Source organism: Methanospirillum hungatei, from assembly GCF_019263745.1.
In the GTDB taxonomy this organism is placed as follows: domain Archaea; phylum Halobacteriota; class Methanomicrobia; order Methanomicrobiales; family Methanospirillaceae; genus Methanospirillum; species Methanospirillum purgamenti.
The window spans coordinates 1,893,515-1,913,679 of sequence record NZ_CP077107.1; the positions used below are offsets into that span (position 1 = coordinate 1,893,515).

At 39.1% G+C, this 20,165-nt stretch carries 11 protein-coding genes and 3 pseudogenes; 7 read left to right on the plus strand and 7 right to left on the minus strand.

Features of this window, described 5'->3' with window-relative positions:
• Positions 1-606: an SIS domain-containing protein gene (locus tag KSK55_RS09085; RefSeq protein ID WP_218606672.1), complete on the minus strand. Its 606-nt coding sequence runs from the start codon at positions 604-606 to the stop codon at positions 1-3.
• An 80-nt stretch (positions 607-686) separates the two neighbouring features.
• Here KSK55_RS09085 and KSK55_RS09090 point away from each other — a divergent pair, with 80 nt between their 5' ends.
• Positions 687-3,998: a hypothetical protein gene (locus tag KSK55_RS09090; protein WP_218606673.1), complete on the plus strand. Its 3,312-nt coding sequence runs from the start codon at positions 687-689 to the stop codon at positions 3,996-3,998.
• Positions 3,999-4,220: 222 nt separating this feature from the next.
• On the opposite strand, the pseudogene KSK55_RS09095 reads toward KSK55_RS09090, so the two are convergent.
• Positions 4,221-4,496, minus strand: a pseudogene (locus KSK55_RS09095) (IS1634 family transposase); the annotation flags it as partial.
• Positions 4,497-4,579: 83 nt separating this feature from the next.
• On the opposite strand from KSK55_RS09095, the gene KSK55_RS09100 reads away from it, so the two are divergent.
• From KSK55_RS09100 to KSK55_RS09110, 3 genes and pseudogenes are all read left to right on the plus strand, one after another.
• Positions 4,580-6,184 carry an IS1634 family transposase gene (locus tag KSK55_RS09100; protein WP_218608915.1) on the plus strand — a complete coding sequence of 535 codons (1,605 nt, stop codon included), beginning with the start codon at positions 4,580-4,582 and terminating at the stop codon, positions 6,182-6,184.
• Between the two features lie 24 nt (positions 6,185-6,208).
• Positions 6,209-6,586 (plus strand): annotated as a pseudogene (locus KSK55_RS09105) (IS1634 family transposase); the annotation flags it as partial.
• Positions 6,587-6,597: 11 nt separating this feature from the next.
• Positions 6,598-8,007: pseudogene (locus tag KSK55_RS09110) on the plus strand (IS1634 family transposase).
• Between the two features lie 447 nt (positions 8,008-8,454).
• Here the strand turns inward: KSK55_RS09110 and KSK55_RS09115 are convergent.
• The 4 genes from KSK55_RS09115 to KSK55_RS09130 all read right to left on the minus strand — a co-directional run bounded on the left by KSK55_RS09115 (position 8,455) and on the right by KSK55_RS09130 (position 15,032).
• The gene (locus tag KSK55_RS09115) at positions 8,455-8,634 is read right to left on the minus strand and encodes a hypothetical protein (RefSeq protein ID WP_218606675.1); all 180 of its coding nucleotides are present in this window, start codon (positions 8,632-8,634) and stop codon (positions 8,455-8,457) included.
• A 218-nt stretch (positions 8,635-8,852) separates the two neighbouring features.
• Positions 8,853-12,470: a S8 family serine peptidase gene (locus KSK55_RS09120; RefSeq protein ID WP_218606676.1), complete on the minus strand. Its 3,618-nt coding sequence runs from the start codon at positions 12,468-12,470 to the stop codon at positions 8,853-8,855.
• A gap of 191 nt (positions 12,471-12,661) precedes the next feature.
• Positions 12,662-14,215 (minus strand): ATP-binding protein, encoded by a 1,554-nt coding sequence (locus tag KSK55_RS09125; RefSeq protein ID WP_218606677.1) that lies wholly within the window; start codon positions 14,213-14,215, stop codon positions 12,662-12,664.
• A 412-nt stretch (positions 14,216-14,627) separates the two neighbouring features.
• The gene (locus KSK55_RS09130; RefSeq protein WP_214419980.1) at positions 14,628-15,032 is read right to left on the minus strand and encodes a tetratricopeptide repeat protein; all 405 of its coding nucleotides are present in this window, start codon (positions 15,030-15,032) and stop codon (positions 14,628-14,630) included.
• 113 nt (positions 15,033-15,145) lie between these two features.
• On the opposite strand from KSK55_RS09130, the gene KSK55_RS09135 reads away from it, so the two are divergent.
• Both KSK55_RS09135 and KSK55_RS09140 read left to right on the plus strand, forming a co-directional pair.
• Positions 15,146-16,126, plus strand: coding sequence for a hypothetical protein (locus KSK55_RS09135; protein ID WP_214419979.1), 981 nt, complete (start codon positions 15,146-15,148; stop codon positions 16,124-16,126).
• Between the two features lie 14 nt (positions 16,127-16,140).
• Positions 16,141-17,259, plus strand: a complete 1,119-nt coding sequence (locus KSK55_RS09140; protein WP_218606678.1) for a HEAT repeat domain-containing protein — start codon at positions 16,141-16,143, stop codon at positions 17,257-17,259.
• Between the two features lie 62 nt (positions 17,260-17,321).
• Here the strand turns inward: KSK55_RS09140 and KSK55_RS09145 are convergent, their stop codons facing one another.
• A complete protein-coding gene (locus tag KSK55_RS09145) occupies positions 17,322-19,019 on the minus strand; it encodes an AAA family ATPase (RefSeq protein WP_218606679.1) in 1,698 nt (565 codons plus the stop codon).
• 503 nt (positions 19,020-19,522) lie between these two features.
• On the opposite strand from KSK55_RS09145, the gene KSK55_RS09150 reads away from it, so the two are divergent.
• Positions 19,523-20,068 (plus strand): flagellin, encoded by a 546-nt coding sequence (locus KSK55_RS09150; protein ID WP_218606680.1) that lies wholly within the window; start codon positions 19,523-19,525, stop codon positions 20,066-20,068.
• The last annotated feature ends 97 nt before the right edge of the window (positions 20,069-20,165 follow it).

Genomic DNA, 20,165 nt, shown 5'->3' on the forward strand with positions numbered 1-20,165 from the left:
TTACTTCGTGCTTTCCCACTTCATTTCATATTTTTGCATTTCCGGGCTAGAGACAATTAAATGCCATATTACTGCCTGAAAGGCTTCTGTCTGTGGTGTCACCGTTTTCTCATTGACAGTAGGGATAATTACACAGGCATCAGCAACTTTAGCAGTATAACCTCCATCTCGCCCTACAATGCCTATAACCGGTGATCCAATCTCTTTTGCTAATTTCAAAGCCTTTACAAGGTTCACACTAATATTTTTTTCCTCATTTCCTCCTCCAACAGAAAAAACAAAGATACAATCGTTCTTGTTAAAATGGCTTTCCTTTAGCCAGTTTTCAAATATTGTTTCCCATCCATCATCATTTACTCTGGCAGTTAACTCAGATACATTGTCTGTTGGGGCATAAGACTCAATTCCAGCAATTTTCCGAAAATCGTTGACAGCATGAGATGCGTGACCCGCTCCTCCACCAACTCCAAGAATGAATAGCCTACCATTATTCTCTCTAAGCTTTTGTAAAATCTGAATCATTTTTTTTATTTCATTACAATCAATAGAATAAATGATACTGCATGCATCTTCAAGAAATCCGGAAATATAGTTGTCATCTTTCATAATATTACCATTTTTTCATAACCTGAAATAATACAAACCAAACACTTCATAATCTTTAGATAGAAATAATTAAATTAGACATGGTATCATCTCAAAATGAATTATCTCAATCAAAAGCGTATCAGTTGCCAATAGATGTTTTTGCAATCGTCTCTTTTATTTGTTCACTCTATTATTTCTACTTATTTACTATACTCATTGATAGTAGAAATTTTCCTGTAACTTCTTTTTTAAATAGAATTATTGGAGTTGGTATCTTAAATGGTGTAGATACTGCAATAAGAACTAAGTTTTATCTATTTGCGATTATATCGACAGGAGTTCTCGCAATATTCTTAGTAATAGCCATAGAGAAGTATTTCTCTAAAATTATGTCAAACGGGTTATTTAATGCAGAACGCAATTATCTTGCATTTTTTTCTATATTAGGCATTACAAATTTATTCCTTTTTTTTATATCAAAAAACCACCTTTTCCAGTTTAATTTACACCTCATATTTACATTGATGTGCTGTCTAATTTTCTTAATAATTGTAAAAAATTATTCAATTAAATTTCATAAAAGCGAGGGATTTTTAAAAGATTTTCATTTTATGCATATATTTTTTACCATTCCATTTGTCACATCATTTTTATTTCTAGTTTTAAAAAATGATGGATTTATTATTGATTTTTATTCGCTTGTAATTTATTTCTATCAATTTCTTATTTTAATAATTATTTATTATATATATTTACCTAAAATTAATATTCGAATTTTTGATCCCAATTATCGTAATATTTTAATTTGTAGCTTAGTGCCAATTTGTTTTTATCCCGTATCAATCCCTTTAACAAACGAACTCCAATTTTGGCTATCTAGATGGTTATTTATTGATGCAAGAATTCTTTCATTAATCATTTTTATATTATTTATCATGATGAGCTTTATGCTCTATCATTATCAACTAAAAGAGAAACGGGCATATATTAACATAGAATCGTGTCAAAATAATTATGTTCTCCCTGCAATTCTATCAGCTCTCATAATTTTTAGCAATTATGTTTCAGGAGGTAGTTTTACCCAAGTATTGAGGGGGAATGTATTTGAACATGGATTAACAAGTACTGTGATTCAGCAATTATTTGATTATGGTGCTTTTCCTCAAATCGATATTGCAAATCCTCATGGGTTCATGGATATATACTCTCCAATCCTTTATTCGTTCATTAATGGATATTATCCTTTTGATTGTTTTTTATGGTCATGGATAACCCCTTTATTAGTTGCACTATTGAGTTATTTTTTATTGAAAGAATTTATGGAAGGATCTACAGCATTTTTCTTAGTCATTTTTCTTCCACTTTTAGGAATATTACCAGATGAACATTGCATTATTATATTTTTATCTGCAATCCTTTTTGTCAAATTTTTAAGAAATTCGCATTTATGTAATTTTATTTTATTGGAATTAGTAATTCTTTTTGGTATTACTTTAAGGCCTGAAGCAGGAATAGCATCACTTTTCGCAGTATTACTGATAACATTTTTAATGATATATTCCAAATTAGGCACAGATATCAAGAAAAATTTAAATTTTATATTTCCTTACTGTATCAGTACAATTACTATATTAATAATATTTGGATTTATCTTCATTTTTTTATGTTATATTTCGGATACTCCTTTAATATCTCCAATTATACGAATAATTAATATGTATATTATTAATGATCCTTCTGGGACCTATCCTGATCTTTTTTCAAATTATGACATTAAAGTTGTTCTTCAATATGCATTATTCCCTTTATTTTCATTATCGATTCTAGTTTTTTTTATATGGAGTTTATTATTTAAACGGAATTCATTTAATTATCAGTTAATTATTATTGTATTTATTTCAATCGCATCCCTATTCTTATCCCAACGAGGTATTCAACGCCATTCTCTTATGGAATCATTCTCATTATTTTACACTCTTGTTTTAGCTTGTTTAATTCCATTCGTTTGGTGTCAACAGAAAAAAATTTTTTCAATAATCTTTCTTATCATTATTCTTATTTGTGGAGGACTAATTACACAAATTCCATTAAATTCATTTCAAACAGATTTCTCAAATAGTTTTTTTTCTTTTAATAATTGGCATGAACATGAAAACCGAGTTCAGATTCACAAAAATGAATTTAATGAATATAATGGTGTTTATGATCTCGGTATCTATTTACAACAATTTTTGAAACATAATGAAACATATTACGATCTTTCGAATTTCCTCCTTCCATTCACAATATTACGTAAAGAATATATTCCTCATTCAGTAATTACTCCAAATGCTGGAGAATGGTTTCAAAATGAGACAATTCAATCATTACGAGATAATTTAGATAACATTCCAATTGTTATTACTGGGGGATGGCATATTGATGGGATTCCAACCGAATTTCGAAATTATCGAATTGCTGAATATATATATAATAATTATAGGCCTATTGGAAAAATTGATATGTTTGAAGTATGGCTTCGAAATGACCTCAATCAGAATCTATATACTCCTAATTTGGGCCAAGTAGAGAGTATCCCATTCTTGATTGAAACACCAGAAATCCATAATATTAAAATAGAGAATAAAAATAGTAGTATTATTTTACAATCAGAAAACGACGATCCATATATTGCCAATTTAATTTTTAATAGATCTTATATTCAGAAAATACTATCTGCATCTACAACATTAAATTTATTTTATTATTCGGATACAAATGGTCAGATACAAATTTTTTATTCTATTAATGGATCTCCATATTGCGAAAAAAATTCGATGTTCGGAAATATATATGAATCAAAATCAGAAGAAAACCTTTTTAGTATAACTATCCCTCATGAAATTAACAACATCACTAGTTTTAGAATGGATCCACCTAATAACAGCAATTTAACTTTAAGAAGCGGATTCATTACTCCATCTTTTGATTTTAAATTGGATACTAAAATCAATCGTGATTTTTCTCTTAAAAAATTACCTTATATCTGGGGAACTTTTGATTCATATTCTATGTTTTTAAAGAAACCAATAATGAGTCTATTAAAAGAAGGAGGAATGAATATTGGCAACAATGAACCAATATTATTTTCAAACATACCTAATATAATTGACAAAAAATCAGGTAACTATTTATATCTCAGAATAAAAAGTGATGAAGCCGGTGATATTTCTATTAAATATGGAAATGATCCTCAATCACAAGAAATACCTGCAATTATAAATTTTAATCTACATCCAAATTACAAATCAGTAGATTATTTAATTCGAATCAGTTCCCAATGGGAGTGGTATCAAGAGGTAAAATACTTTGAGCTAGTATCATCAGTACCGATATTTTTAGAGAAATTTGAGATTTTAAAAGGCGATTAACCTCACCTCCCGAAAACCTTTAGGCACATAGATTGATTACAACGCTTAGATCTGAACAGTTTGACCGGACGAATTGAACACCCATACCGCTGAAACTAAGCAGTTCAAACGCATAGTTGAACACTTTCCCTTCTCATTTAATTTCTAACCTCTTTTATGTGTTATCTTTACATCGGCTCATCGTGGAAAAGTGTGGGTTAATTAACCTCACCTCCCGGATCTTTAGGCACATAAATTAAGTGTGTCTAAAATTTCTCTGTTTTTCTTACTGACTTTAGACAGCAGAGTTTCTCCTTGAGATAACTCAAACACTTTGATCTTTTCGAGTTCGAGAAGGAGTTTTTCGACAGAATATTTTGTAGCAAGTCCTGTCTCCTTCATGATGGTTTGCAACCTCATTCGAATAATAAGAGCAATGAAAACCATGAACAAATATCCACGTACAGAATCCTCTCTCCTCGCATTGAGGGGTAATGTTTCCAAATCATTTTTCATCCGACACTCGGCAGCAACGAGTGTTACGAAACCTATTTTTAGTACAAACATTTAAATCTGAGTGCGTTGTATACTCTTTTTGAATAATATCCATCGTTGCTGATTCAAATGTGACCATCGCTCATTTAGGCATAGTCTCAGGGATAATAGACAAACTTGGAATTTGTGAATATATCGATCGTTTCATTCCCAAAAAACGTAGTCATATTGTCACTCATGGCCAGGCAGTGAAAGCATTACTTCTCAATTGCCTGGGTTTTACTGAGCGTCGACTTTACCTGATGCCAGAATACTTTGATGATGTTGCAACCGAACGTTTAATTGGCGAGGAAATTGAAGCAAAGCATTTGAATCAGTACTTATTTGGTGAAACTCTTGATGCGATAGCCGCTGCAGGTCCAACAGAGTTATTCACCGGTATCATCCTTGAAATCCTTGATAATCTTCTCCATGGAGTTCTTCGACTTCATTATGATACAACAACGATCAGTGTAACAGGAGAGTATGATGAAGAACTAAATACTCGCCTGATTAAGCTGGTTCGAGGGCATTCTAAAGATCACCGCAATGATTTGAAACAGTTAGTCCTATGTTTAGTAACGGATCAACGTGGGATTCCTGTTTTTATGGAGCCTTTATCTGGTAATGCCTCAGATAAAAAGACTTTAATTCGAACCATTCAGGAAGTTCGAAAGAATTTCAACACAGACCAGAAAGTTTACCATATGGCTGATTCAGCCCTTTACGCCGCAAAAATGGTTCAAGATCTAGGTTCTCACTGTTACTGGATAACTCATGTTCCTGAAACGATTAAGGAGGTAAAAACTATCCTCAAATCTGACGTTGAGTGGATTCCATGTTCGGATGCCCGGTATAAGTATGCTGCTTTCGATAGTAAGTATGGCGGTATCGATCAAAAATGGTTTTTATTCCACTCTGAAGAGAGACATAAAGCCAGCATCAAACATGATATTGAAAAAATAGAAGATAAACTGGAGAAAAGTCAGACTGCCCTGAATAAATCATTGGTCAACGGGTTTGCATGTGAAAATGATGCACGTCTCGCTGTAGAAAGATGGATGTCAAAGCATAAGCGATACATCCTTTCTGATATTGAAATTACATGTGATAACAAAAAACCCTCAGGGAAGGTTGGGAGACCGAAAAAAGGTGAGGTTCTTGAGAAATGGTATTCTGTTTCATGCAAATTAACCCTAAACCAGGAGGTTATTCAAAAAGAGCAAGCAATGATGGGTAGGTTTATTCTCGCGAGCAATGACACTACCGTCGATCCGAACACCTGTCTTGAATATTATAAGGAACAAAATGCCGTTGAAAGAGGATTCAGGTTCATAAAGGGGAATTCATTTCATGCATCCGAGGTTTATCTGGAAAATTCAAATCGTGTTGCAGCCTTATCCATGATAATGGTTCTATGCCTTCTTGTATATTCGTTCACAGAGTGGGTAGTTCGTGAGACATTGAAAATTGAGAAGAAACAAATCCGGGATCAAAAAGGAAAACCAACTCAGAGACCATCTGCAAAATGGTTGTTCTTCATGTTCAGAAGAGTAAGGCAGATTAAGGAAATTGATAATTCCATAATAATTGTGCGAATTTTAAATTTCACAGATGAATTAAGAGATATTGTTCGATTGATAGGGCCGCATGTGGAAAAATATTATGCGTAAATTTTTTGGTGCCGAGTGTCGGATAAAGGTCAATCACAGGTCGAAAAAGGATTCAGGTTTCTGAAGGATAAAACGTTCCGGGTATCTGACGTATTTCTTAAAAATACTGGGAGAATTCAGGCTTTGGCAATGATCATGGTTCTTTGTCTATATGTATACGCCGTAACAGAGTACAAGTTACGGAAAAGTCTCAAAGAGACTAATGAAACAGTGCCGAATCAAACCGGTAAACCAACTCAAAAACCAACATTACGCTGGATTTTCTTTTTATTTCGAAGAGTTAGAGAACTCTCACTTCGGATTGAAGGCAGAATCGTCACCAAAGTTCTCAATTTGGATAAAACGATTCGAAAAATTATTCGATTGCTTGGGACGCATCATGAAAAATACTATTTCACATAACAAACTGCGGAATGTGGGAACTTGAACCGAATGACAATATATCTTTTCCTATCGGAACCATTTTTCTTGTTGATAAGCTGTATGAAGTCCTGAACTTAAGCGATATCTTCGGGAAACACAAGACGAGGGGTATAGATATCAATAGTCTGCTTCGGGCCCTCATCAGCTACAAATTGACAGATAACTTCAGCATCAAAAGATCTCACGAGTGGATCAACCGACCTGAAGTGCTTGAGGAATTTTCCCTCTGTTCTTTCAGTGAGAGAACACTGTACCGCGTCCTTGAAATTCTTGGTGCTAATCGGGAAGAAATCATCTCTGACATCCAGGATATCCTTTTTTCTCGGTACGATTTCGAGCATACCAACATCAACATGGACTGGACCAGCATTGTCCTTCATGGCACTGAGGTCCGACTTGGAAAGTATGGGTACAGCCGGGATCATCGACCAGATAAAAAACAGATCACCGTTGGTGTTACAGAACTTTCCGACCCGATTAATATCCCAATTGGGATGACAATCGAACCTGGTAACCTCAATGATCAGACCCACTTTAAGAAGACATATCGACAGTCTAGAAACCGGTTGAAAGAGGATTCTCTGGTAATATTCGATAAAGGAGCGAATAGTGTCGCTAATACCCAGATGATCCGGGCAGATAATCTCCAGTACATTACCGGAAAGAAGCTCAACAAGAGCGACGACAAGATCATCGCTGAGTTTGAAACCAATAATCCTCAGGTTATTGATGTAGAATCAGGTATTCGCGGAATTAAAATAGAGAAACCAAACAGTACCAACTATCTCTACTTCTCAAAAAAGCTACAGAAAGAGTAGCTGGAATCCAGAGCCCGAAAAGTCGTTCGGGAGATAAAAGAAGCAAAGGTCATTCAGGAGAGTATTGATAAGAATAAAGCTCTTCCAAAACGATTCAGGATAAACAATCTTCTTGTGGAGGTGGACTACTCCATCCAAACAAAGCTGATTGAACTCTCCGAAGATGATGCTGTAAGGCTTCTTGAAGAAAAGTTCATCACTGGGAGAGAGGGATTTTTCTGCCTGAAATCGAGCAAGAATTTGACACTTACTGAAGCCCTTCTAACCTATCGAAAAAAGGACTCAATTGAGAAGATATTCAACTCTCTCAAGAACGAAATCGAGATCAAACCATTGCGTGTATGGACCGATAACAGTATTTACGGAGCATTAATCATTGGATTTATCGCACAGTTATTTGTCTCACTGATCCGATTTGAGATCCCGGAACTGAAGCATACGTCAACGAAATTCATCAAAACGGCGCTATCGAATTTGACAGTTACCGTTGATTCATGGATGAGGAAGACAAAAAGGTTCATTCACTCCAATTTTGATGCCATAAACACGATGATTTTGTACCATAATTGGGGGATTTCATGAAGTTTTGATGGAAAAATAGTCAACTGTCAAAATCATTTTTCTGATGAAATTATTAGAAAAATTAGATCGTGAGAGGGGATGATCTCAAAGGGTGTCTAAAGTAAAAGTGGCAAACTTGGGCTATAAATCACGTGATATGGTTGAAAAACACTTTGATACGTTCAAAAATGAATTGAGAACTGACAAAATTTACCTGCGAAGTAATGAGGCACTTTTTGGGCATATCTTTGTTTCATTTATCTGTTTATGCATATATTGTGCAATCTTGAACCGTTTGAAGGCAGCCAATCTTTTAACTCAAATATCTCCGCACGATCTCCTTACAAAATTCAGTAAAGTGTACTCATATCAGGTGGGAGAGGGTCCTGAATTGTCAGAGGTTCCGAAGAGGGTTCGGGACTTGTCGCGCAAATTAAATTATCAGATATTCCCTAACTGATGCCGAGTTCAGGGTCCATGACTACTCACTCCGAAAATTAGGACATACAACAGATATACGGGATTAATTTTTCGAAATCGTTTGACAAATCCGGTTTCACGCGATTTTTCAAATAAAAAATCATAAGGAAGTAATTTATCCTGCCACGTTCCAAGATGTTCTGGGTCGTTTGGGAGAGGTTTTTGCATATCCTCCTATTGACCCTACGATGCTCACCGTAGGGTCGCGCGAAAATATATAAAGGTTTCTATTTTGTCTCGATTTATTGTCAAAATTTAGTAACACTCCGAATGTCGAAATCAACAATAGGTTGGCTAAAGATCACTTTGATGGAAATTGATCCTATTATTGTTAGTAATGCTGAATAGGATGATGGGCTCTATTCAACTATGGGAAATTGGAGGTTTTATTGTACAATTGCCTTACAGATATCACCGTTAATTCCATATTGAAATGACTTATCTGTTCTACCGTCAAGATCATTGTCAAAGAACCACCATCTAATGGATGGACGGAACATTGCAATACCTACCTTCCCATTTCCTGTCCAGTCACCCACAAGTGGGATGTCTCCGTTAATTCCATATTGAAATGATTTATCTGTTCTACCGTCAAGATCATTGTCAAAGAACCACCATCCAATGGATGGACGGAACATTGCAATACCTACCTTCCCATTTCCTGTCCAGTCACCCACAAGTGGGACGTCTCCGTTAATTCCATATCGAAATGATTTATCTGTTCTACCGTCAAGATCATTGTCAAAGAACCACCATCCAATGGATGGACGGAACATTGCAATACCTACCTTCCCATTTCCTGTCCAGTCACCCACAAGTGGGATGTCTCCGTTAATTCCATATTGAAATGATTTATCTGTTCTACCGTCAAGATCATTGTCAAAGAACCACCATCCAATGGATGGACGGAACATTGCAATACCTACCTTCCCATTTCCTGTCCAGTCACCCACAAGTGGGATGTCTCCGTTAATTCCATATTGAAATGATTTATCTGTTCTACCGTCAAGATCATTGTCAAAGAACCACCATCCAATGGATGGACGGAACATTGCAATACCTACCTTCCCATTTCCTGTCCAGTCACCCACAAGTGGGATGTCTCCGTTAATTCCATATTGAAATGATTTATCTGTTCTACCGTCAAGATCATTGTCAAAGAACCACCATCCAATGGATGGACGGAACATTGCAATACCATTGGATATTTCTATTACATGGACACTCTGCAACGCATTCACCCGGCCCCCGGTCACACACTTCCCGGACAAACCACTCTTTTTATCCACCCCACTCAGTATTGCCTGCTTCACCTGTGCAACCGTGTACCCTGATTTCACCGCCTTAATTAATGCAGCAATCCCGGCAACATGCGGTGTCGCCATCGAGGTTCCTGACATATATGTATACGATCCTCCCCGGTAGGTACTATATATGCTCACACCCGGTGCAGCAACATCGACGGTACTTGCTCCATAATTGGAAAACGAAGCAAGACTATCGCGATGATCTGTTGCAGCAACAGCAATAATATTTGCATTTGGCAGAGCACTCGGAGATTGTGGTGAAACATCAGTATTTGAACCATCATTTCCAGCTGCACAGATAAACAATGCATCTGAATACTGGCTTATCGCGTCCTGAAGAGCTGTATCAGTACCATAGCCCCCCCAGGAGTTCGAGAAGATCCGGACACCACGGTTATATCCCCAGGCAAAGGCTTCTATTGCATCACTCGTATACCCGGAACCGGATGAACTAAGGAACTTGAGCGGCATGATCTTGACATTCCAGTTCACACCAACCACACCAATACCATTGTTACCAACTGCCCCGATGGTTCCGGCACAATGGGTACCATGTCCATTGTCGTCCATCGGGTTGGTAGTCCCGGTAATTGCGTTATACCCACCGACCATATTGGCCTTAAGGTCCGGATGGTTATAATCAACTCCTGTGTCAACAACCCCCACAATGACACTTGTTGAACCCTTTGTTACAGCCCAGGCTTCCGGAGCGTCGATGTCAGCATCAGCTGTTCCTCCAGTCTGCCCGGTATTGTGTAAACCCCAGAGATATGATGCATATGGATCATTTGAGATCGAACTGGTGGATCCGGAAGGGGTTAAACTGCCCTGTACTGTCGTGGTCTGCCCACCGGTTACCGTCGCAGATGTAGTATAATCATTATAATTCGGGAGTTTGTTGGTAACCGAATGAGTACCTGCGGTAACGGATGAGAGTGTATTCGGGGTATTTTTCCCGGTGTCAGTTCCGTCCAGCCAGATTCTTGCACCAGTCGGATTTGAAGAGTTATAAATGGATCCGGTCTGTGTGCTGGCACCATAATTTACATTAAATATAGAGAAATAATGGCTCTGATACCCATTGGATGAACGACCACTATAATCCATATTCATTTTTAATCTGAACAGACCATTCGGACGTCCGCTGTTGCTTCCCCAGCTGTTCAGGACTATCCAGTACCGCTGGTTCGGATCACTGCTGGAATCATCGTACCCGACAATAATAACCGCATGACCGCCTCCGGATGATCCATATACCTTGTTATTGTAGGTGTCCGGATTCCAGAGGGCAGCTTCTGTATGACCTGACCAGTACGAGCTAAATGCACTCCAGGAGGAACTGTCCGGGAGGAAGAATGCCCACCAGACAGCTTTGTTTGCATCAATCTGTGCCTTGATATTGGCAATCGCCTGTGCCTGGGAGACACGATATGTAGAAAGCCAGCTGGTTGATATGCTGGTTACCGGATGGTTCGGGGTTGTTGAGATGCTCGATGCAGGAGTCTGTGCTCCACACCCGTACGAACAGGCATACCGGTCATTGTAATACGCATTCGTATTTGACCACGGGATGACCTGTTTAAATCCAGAGGTGCTATAGAAATTTGCAAACGTGCTTGCCCATCCACCATTACATGCTCCTGTGGTAGCACTCCCGCCATTGTAATTTGAATCAAAATACTGTATGGACAAGCGATCTTTTATACCGTTCTGAACGGTGAGGGCATTTTCAATAACCCCTGTCGAGGCCCAGACCCAGCAGTTGCCACAATTCCCCTGGTTCCGTTCTGATGGAGTATACTGAATGTTGGAGAGCAGGCTTTTACTTCCCAGAGTGGTAGAAAGGGGGGCATTTTTTACCTTGACTGCAGCATTATATTCACTCTGTATCCGAGCTACATCTTCGAGGGAGAAGTGCATGTATCCAAATCCTTCAGACTCATTCGTAGCTGATACAGGACCAGTTGACACACCAGAACTGACAGCCGGATTCTGGATAGCTGGTGGAGAAGGAGTCGTGGTCGAACCAGTCGATGGTACGTGTGCGGTACCCTGGACCACATTAGTCCGGTACGAGATCGCTTTTTCATTTACCTGCACAGGGATATGAATCGGTTCCACTGGAGAAGCATGATAGATATAATCGGGCTGAGCGTACTCAACCATTGGATTCATCTTGTACAGACCGATAGCCTTCATCGTCCCGGTACTATTTGGAACACTCACAACCTGCATACCCTCAACACCCAGGGTTTTTGCATCAGCAATGACCATCGCACCTAAAGCTGCATGCGCCTCGGCCTGAATCTGGCTGACTGATGATTGTGAAGACAGACCAGAGGTTTTAAACTTAACAATTACCCGATCCGGTGCATATGACTGATTCATCATTGGTGCAGCCTTAGAGGCATTGACGGATGCAGTAGCCTGCTCCTGTTCACTTTGCCCGGTTAGGTAACTGCCCATAACCGGAGAATGAACTATTCCGACCGGAGATCTGCTGACAGGTGGGCCAGCTGCCGGAGAGACAGGACTCACGACTGATGGCGGTGAATAATGAGTGGGAAGCGGAACATCAGGAGTTTTAACCACCGCTGAAAGAACAGGAACTCCTCCATCCGGAGCCGCCGCTATTGTTTGTAAACCGGCGCCTATTAGCATAAGGAAAATTAAAACGAATATTATTTGTTTCATCATGATTGATCACCCGTAAAAACTCAAATGTTAATACGCAATTATTATATATAATGCTGCTCAAGCGCTAGATACCTTATATTGTGTGAATGATTTATGGCAGCCCATTAGGCAACACCCATTATTATCTTTTAAATAGTTGATAAAAATCAACAAACACCAGATTTTTCAGATTACGAATCAGGTAACCTGAATCATCGTCCTACTTCCCATGACACGATATTTCGTATGGTCGGATCAAAGATAACACCAATCTCGTATACAGAAAGTTCTGTCCCATAATATTTTTGAGCATATCCCTTCATCCGAATCTGATCAAGAGGTCTTTTCTCAATTCCCAGATTAGGACCGAGAACCTTAAACTCAAAGATCCAGATGGCATTATGTGTTTGAACAGTCAGATCTATCCTTCCATGATTTGTAGTATCTTCCGGAATTACCTGGTATCCAAGAGATGCAAAGCAGGTGTAAAAAACACTCGCATAATACCCTTCGAACCGTGCGATTTGGTTTTTTCGATACCAGTCATGAGGAATGGATGCAAAAAACCTTAAAAAGAAATCATGGAGTCCAGAGATATTTTCTGTTTCAAGCAGATCATATAGGCTGGACCGGTAGTATGTAATATTTCTGCCAGTTAGTGCTTCAGAGAAAAGGATGTTTAATGATGTCCTTACTTCAATATTCGGGTATCCTATGATGCAGGACAGACCTCGCACTGCATCTGCAGTCCATTCCCGGATGGTCAGGTACCCACTCTGATAAAGCAGAGTCTCCATCCTAATCTGTTCAGGATCAAATGAACCGAGGATCTCTTCACCAATGACCATACCATCATAGTCGGCAGGAGACCTGGGATCTGCTTTCCAGATTTTTAAAAGAAATGATGGAGTCCCTGTCTCAAACCAAAAAGGCCTGAATACTCCCTCGTCAAAAAATAATAAAATATCAAATGGATTGTAAACTGATTCCCCCAGCCATGAATATCCATTATACCATCTTGAAATCTCTTTAAGATCAAATGATGTGACCCTTTCCCGAAAAACAGTGAGCAGATCTTCTTCTGTATACCCACATATAGATGAATACCGCTTATCAAGGGTGATATCTTTCAGGTTATTCAAACCAGAAAAGATACCGGTCTTTGAAAATTTTGATACGCCAGTCAAAAAGACAAACCGAATATACACATCAAGGGGTTTAATGGCCCCATAAAAATCCTTGAGTTGATCCCTTAAATTTACTACAACGGATAGATCTTCCAGATTGTCAAGAATTGGTTTGTCATACTCGTCAACAAGAAGAACTACTTGAGTTTTACTAATCTCTGCGATTTGAGGAATGAGGTATAGCATCCGCTCGCCAGGTGAGCCCTCTGTTTGTCTTGTCTGAAAACGATCTTCCCATTCATCGAGTAACCTGTCAAGACGTTCCCGAAGATCCTCCGGTTTCCGGATAGTACCCCCTGCAAAATCTACCCGTAGGACCGGGTATATTTTCTCAAAATCCCATCCGGAATCAGGAGTCGTGAGATATAGACCTTCAAAGAGGTCTTTTCTACCGGAAAATGCACAATCCAGAGTATCTATAAAGAGACTTTTTCCAAAACGGCGAGGTCTTGAAAGAAAGTAGTATTTGCCTGTGTTGTATAGGGATGAAATATACCTGGTTTTGTCGACATACAAATAATTGTGGGTTCTTATCTCTGAAAACGATTGAATTCCTATTGGAAGATTTGAACCGGGCATATCTTTTCTATATTATATTTGGAAAGCCTTCAGGATTTGTATAGAAAGATGATTTATATACGAATGCCGGTTCACCAAGGCTATCCACCAAAAAGTGGAACTGAGTGGAATAGTATGCTGAAATACTACTCATGAGTGCAATTACAAGGTCATCCGATACTTCCCTGCTAATCTTGAGGATCCCAACAACAATTATGAAATATCATGAAAAATGAACAGATGGATAAGAGAGAAGGATTTTAAACGAGTTAAAAAAATGCAGATATTGCTGTAACACAAAATGAGACTGAAAAATCAATAAACCATTTATCAAATACCATTGAGTTTTAACTCTTCGATCAGCAAGAGCGATGTAATCATATTATCAAAGAAGGCTGATTTCTATCGTCAAAAATAGTAAAATTTAGAATAATTATTTCTTTTTCTTATCCATAGCCTGCTGTTTGACCAGGTTCCGGATACGATCCGCAGTACTCCCTTTGAAATCCACAAGATCACGTTCATGGACCGTCATTGCAGATTCTGATGAGGGCACATCGGTAATTGCATCGGCCAAGACATGATCCAGTTTCTTTGCCCGCTCCCAGCATTCAAGTGCTTCATCATTCCGGCCCAGCCCTCCAGATAATGTGATTGCCTTAAACGCCCAGAGGTCCGGATTAGAGGGGTATATCGCAAGCGCCTGATCATATTTATCTACCGCCTCCTCGTACTTCCCCTGGTAGGCAAGTTGATCTGCTTCCAGTGCAAACGCATCTGCCTTATTGAGAAGCACATCACGCTTACTAAGAAATTTATGAGTAGTATTTTCTGCCATATTCCTGATTCTTTCTCATTGGTTGGATCAATATTTATGCTTTCACTATATGAAAAATGACACATTCACATCGCTGCCGTAAAATACGATGATGACCAAATATCTCGATGTCCATGGAAAATAAGTACGAGATATCATCCTCTCTTCAGTCTCTCCTCGATCATATTGAAGAACAGCTGGGAACAACGATTCACCTTTCCCGGAAACAGGAAGCTCCTCGGAAAGGAATATTGCTGGATCAATATACATATCCGGGCTCACGAAATGTCATCGCATTTTCCAATCAGCAGATAGGAATGCTCAAAGACTTTGTGATTGCCCAGAATGCAATAAAACTCCTGCTCAGGGGTATTGCCGCGAAAAATAATGGATTTAAAGTCCTCTCTTTTGATGCTAAATCTGCAACCGCCGGCATGGAGCAGATCTACCTTGATGTCTTAAAGGATGAAAAGACCAGGCATCTTGACTTTTGGATCAAGAAGAAACTGATGTTTTATCTATACATGCTCTTTCACGAGTCAATAATCGATCTTCCATGGACGTTGCTCTCAAATGTCGTTGTAGCGAAACTCTGTCCGGTTATGCGTAACGCGCAGGTATATTATCTCATGAAAGAGAGCATGCGTGATATGCATGATCTGGTTTCATTTAAGGACTATATTCCACGGCGATATTTTGTCATGCATAACGGGATGTTCTTCGCCCGAGACCTGATGCTCGGTGAGGTCATGAGCGAGATGAAATTGAACCCCATGATCAATATTCCTGAACTGAAAAAATTCAAAAACCTGAACCTCATGGAGATGCTCACGCACCGGTGGCAGAAAAATCCGTGGTACCAGACCAAACTTGTTGGTGATGCCATGGTCAATATCTTAAAAGAACTCAAAGTTGCTTCGGTTTGTGAACATCCCCGTCCGGAGACATATTATCAGATATACCAGGTGGGAGAGGAGATAACAAACCGGTGGATCCGACTGATGCAGATTGAGAAATATTATTTCTGGGACACTCCTGCACATCAGGCTGCGGCGATCAAAAACCAGGATGAGTTCGAAAAAGAAGCGCGTATGACGATTTTTGGTGAAGTCTAATCTGCATTTTGGAGATGACAGTGCTCGATAAGATCCTGACTTACATTCATGTGCACCGGGGATACATAGAACCCGGAAAAATTCTTATCATAGCACTTTTAGCGCTCATTTCACTTTTTGTATCAATCTATGTTCTCTGGGAGAGTCCTTGGACAGGATTTCGGTTTATTTATGTCTTCATTCCCCACCTGTATTTAATACCAATCATTCTTCTGGCACTCTGGTATCCGAAATCCGGCTTAAGATTGGTTGGTATTATTCTGGTATCAGTAATCTTGTTTGCAATATTTGCTGACGTGTTTGGGTATCAGTTTAGTATTGCATTTGTGATGCTCTATACCGGTCTGGATCTTGCAACCATTATGGTCCTTCTCCTTTATGTGAAAGACCGCAGGCTTGTTGAGATGGTTTTGACAGACCTGATTGAAAGGGGAGAGCGGAAAAAAGAAGAAACCTTCTCTAAGTTTTGTGGGGATTTTGACACTATTATTAATGCACTTGGGAGTGAGGATGAAAAAGAGAGAGAAGAGGCAGTAGATGCTCTTTCCGAATTATCTGATCCACGTATTGTTCTCCCCCTGATTCATGCATTAAGCGATGATAGTGCATATGTCCGTCGAAGTGCTGCTGATGCATTGGGCCGGACCGGGGCCATAAAAGCGGTCAAACCGCTTATGAAAGCTCTGACTGACGATGACCGGTATGTGAAGGAAACTGCGGCTGAGGCACTCGGGCATCTGGGAGATTTGGCTGTGCCAGAGTTAATGCAGGGAGTGCATGATAAAGACTGGAGAGTCCGGGTCGGATCCCTCGTAGCCTTACGGGTCACGTCTGGAAAAATACCAACTCTTGATCCCATAATCGGGGCATTATACGATGAATCTCATTATGTCAGACGAGAGGCTGTAAAAACCTTGGGGAGAATTGGTAACTCAACCATTACACCATATATTATCCAGGCTACGAAAGATACTGATGCAGGAGTCAGACTTCGGGCAATCAAGGCTCTTGGAAAATTAGGCGGTGAGGATGAGATCATTTCTGTTCTGAACCGGTGTTCACAGGATGAAGATAGTGTCGTCCGGGTCAGAGCACGGGAAGAGCTGGATAAAATGAAGAGAGATGAGGATTGACAAGATATTTGATAACAAATCCGGTCGGGTATCTGTTTTATGGGTGGTATAGGTGAGGTTTTTTATGGTTTATCTGGAATTTTTTCTCTCACGAAAATTCGTTTTCCCTGTAGAATGATTGCAAGAGACCTCACCTGTTGTGGAGGAATACCGGCATTGTGAACTGCTGCATGATATACATTCTTATGTATCTGGGTCAATGCACGGGTACAAGCCTCTTCGATATTTTCTTCCAGACCGATTGACTTGAACTCAATAATGTAACCTGTCTGGTATCGGGAAGTTTTTGGGATCATGAGGATATCAGCCCGGCCATATCCTGATTCTGTATTTGATTTGATCTCGTAGACAATCCTCAAATTCGCAAGGAGGCCTAGGACAAATGCATGAAAGACCGCTTCTGGTAGTTTCGCGAGATCATACATGCTGACAAGGGTCAAGGTGAGTTCCTGAAGTACCTGCTCAAGAACGATTGATGGTTTATCTTCCAGAAAAACGGAGATAAATTGTTTTACACCTGGCTGAACTCCATCTTCCAGTGTATAATTTACAAACTGACGATAGGCAACAGCTATCTCCTGATTTGGAATTTTTAACGAATATGTCAGGAGGGTTTCATCATATTCCGCCCACTCCGGAGTGTCAGCATTCAGGTAACCGGAGTAGTATAAAAAACTCCAGATATTGACAGGGCTCTTTCCAATATCGCGAAAGGTGATGGTCTCGTTGATCGGATACCTGAGTTCTTCTCCGGATAACAGGCGTTCCAGATCTTTTTTGATCTCAAGGCCTCCTCCATTGAGTTCTTCGTATATGAGTGCGTTTGATGAGGTGTTCAGCCAGTGTGGTCCTGGAGGAGCGGGAAAATTATCTATGTAATTCGAGACAGACCAGGGATTATATATCGTTTTTGTACCGAAGGAATATCCATTATACCATTCACGAACGGTTTTTGCCTGATCAATGAGATGGAAGTCAATTAGGATTTTTTCAACCTCCTCTTCGGTAAACCCAAATTGGTGGGCTAATGTATTGGGGAGCAAGGTTGTGCAGATCTTGAGATTGTTTAGTTCGGAGAAAATAGACTCTTTTGCAATTCGCAGGATACCTGTAATAACGGCACGGTACAAAGAAGACGCATTATCGTGTTTGAGACCCCCTCCAAGCCAGAACCTCATGAACTGAGAGATTTCTTCGTAATATCCGTTTGTCCATGCTTCAATCATCGGTGCATCATACTCATCGATGATTACCACAACCGGTTTTTGATAATACTGGTAACAATTGAGGATGAGCTCTTTCAGGCTCCCATAGAGATCATCAACGTCTGCCTGTTCTCTACAGATACGTAAAAAACGATCCTTTTTTCCATTATCCAGAGAGGAAATCAGAACAGAAAAGGAAGAGAAAAGGCGCGACATTTCGGTTCGTACTGCTGCAAGAAAACTCTCATATGAAGACCTTTTGAAATCTTTTAAACTAATAAAGATGACTGGGTACTGACCCTGGTACTCCATGTATTGAGGATATTTTATAATCTCAAGACCCTCGAAAAGATATGCATTGCTTGTCTCGTTTTTTTCAAAAAAGTACCGGAGCATGGTCATGTTGAGGGTCTTGCCAAACCTCCGGGGACGAGGGAGCAGGGTAACATCACTTCCTTCTATTATTTCCTTTATCAAGAGGGATTTATCTACGAAGTAGCCATTTTCATCACGCAGTTTTTTAAAATCGTCTGTGCCGATCCGGAATTGTGGCATATTGGAATCCTGAGTTAATGAATGATAATTATCCTTCAACGCAGATATGAGTTTTTAATATTGAATAATGGTTGTCCGGTGTTATTTTTTTTAGTTTTATCGGGAGTTTTTTTCATGACGTGAATTCGGTTTCCCTACTGAATGATTGCGAAAGACCGCGCCTGTAGTGGAGGAGAAACGAGATTATATATACTAATTAAAAATTAGAGTGTTTAATCAGTTCTGTTATTGGCAATGGTCCCATATTCACTATGAATAATATTGTATCCAAATCAGGAACGCGCCGTGATTTTTCTAAATTTTTCTATTTGATTAAAAAAAGGAAATAAACTGATAAAGCAAGATAAATCAAAATATCTTTAGGATCGCGATAATTACCAATAATTGAGATATGTGAAAAAAACCAATACCCAGAATATTTTCTCAAAGATTACTATTTCATTGATCACACGACTCGAAAAGTATTTTATTCCAATTTAAAAAGTACTAAAAGGGGATAACACATGTATGCAAAAAATGAGGGATTCACTGGGCTTGAATCAGCTATTATTCTAATAGCATTCGTCGTTGTGGCAGCAGTTTTTGGAATGTCAGTCTTAAGCTCTGGGTTTTTTACCGCAGGAAAGACAGAAGAAGTTACCGTTTCCGGATACAAACAAGCATCTTCAGCGATGTACATGGAAGGGGCAGTTTATGCATACCTTGGAAATGATAACCGATTGGATCATGTTGAATTTTCTGCAGGTGTTCTAGAAACAGGCCAACCTCAGGATTTGTCCAAGCTCGTTATTGTATATACCCATTCATCCAATGGAGAGATAAGAACATATGAATATGGAGGTCCAGGGGGGGCCGTTGGCTTGAAATTCGGAGTTGAACATGGACCTATTATGTTTCCGGGAGATAAGCAAATATTTACTCTGAAAGATGTTGGCGGACCCATACCTGCAGGTTGGTTTACTATTGAATTAAAGCCACAAATGGGACCATCTACCTTTGTTACGTATCATTTAAGTCAGACATTTGCCGGGGGGCCTGTTTTATACTAACAAATCTTATTTTTACGAGCAAATGAGGTTAGAGAGGATTTTCATTTTATAAATCACGAAACTGGAACCAAACATTACTTTTATATATAAATAAAGC

Coding starts and splice junctions, on each gene's coding strand:
- KSK55_RS09150 (WP_218606680.1), top strand. CDS start 19,523: ATGTATGCAAAAAATGAGGGATTCACTGGGCTTGAATCAGCTATTATT.
- KSK55_RS09145 (WP_218606679.1), bottom strand. CDS start 19,019: ATGCCACAATTCCGGATCGGCACAGACGATTTTAAAAAACTGCGTGAT.
- KSK55_RS09085 (WP_218606672.1), bottom strand. CDS start 606: ATGAAAGATGACAACTATATTTCCGGATTTCTTGAAGATGCATGCAGT.
- KSK55_RS09140 (WP_218606678.1), top strand. CDS start 16,141: ATGACAGTGCTCGATAAGATCCTGACTTACATTCATGTGCACCGGGGA.
- KSK55_RS09125 (WP_218606677.1), bottom strand. CDS start 14,215: ATGCCCGGTTCAAATCTTCCAATAGGAATTCAATCGTTTTCAGAGATA.
- KSK55_RS09090 (WP_218606673.1), top strand. CDS start 687: ATGGTATCATCTCAAAATGAATTATCTCAATCAAAAGCGTATCAGTTG.
- KSK55_RS09135 (WP_214419979.1), top strand. CDS start 15,146: ATGGAAAATAAGTACGAGATATCATCCTCTCTTCAGTCTCTCCTCGAT.
- KSK55_RS09120 (WP_218606676.1), bottom strand. CDS start 12,470: ATGATGAAACAAATAATATTCGTTTTAATTTTCCTTATGCTAATAGGC.
- KSK55_RS09130 (WP_214419980.1), bottom strand. CDS start 15,032: ATGGCAGAAAATACTACTCATAAATTTCTTAGTAAGCGTGATGTGCTT.
- KSK55_RS09115 (WP_218606675.1), bottom strand. CDS start 8,634: ATGCAAAAACCTCTCCCAAACGACCCAGAACATCTTGGAACGTGGCAG.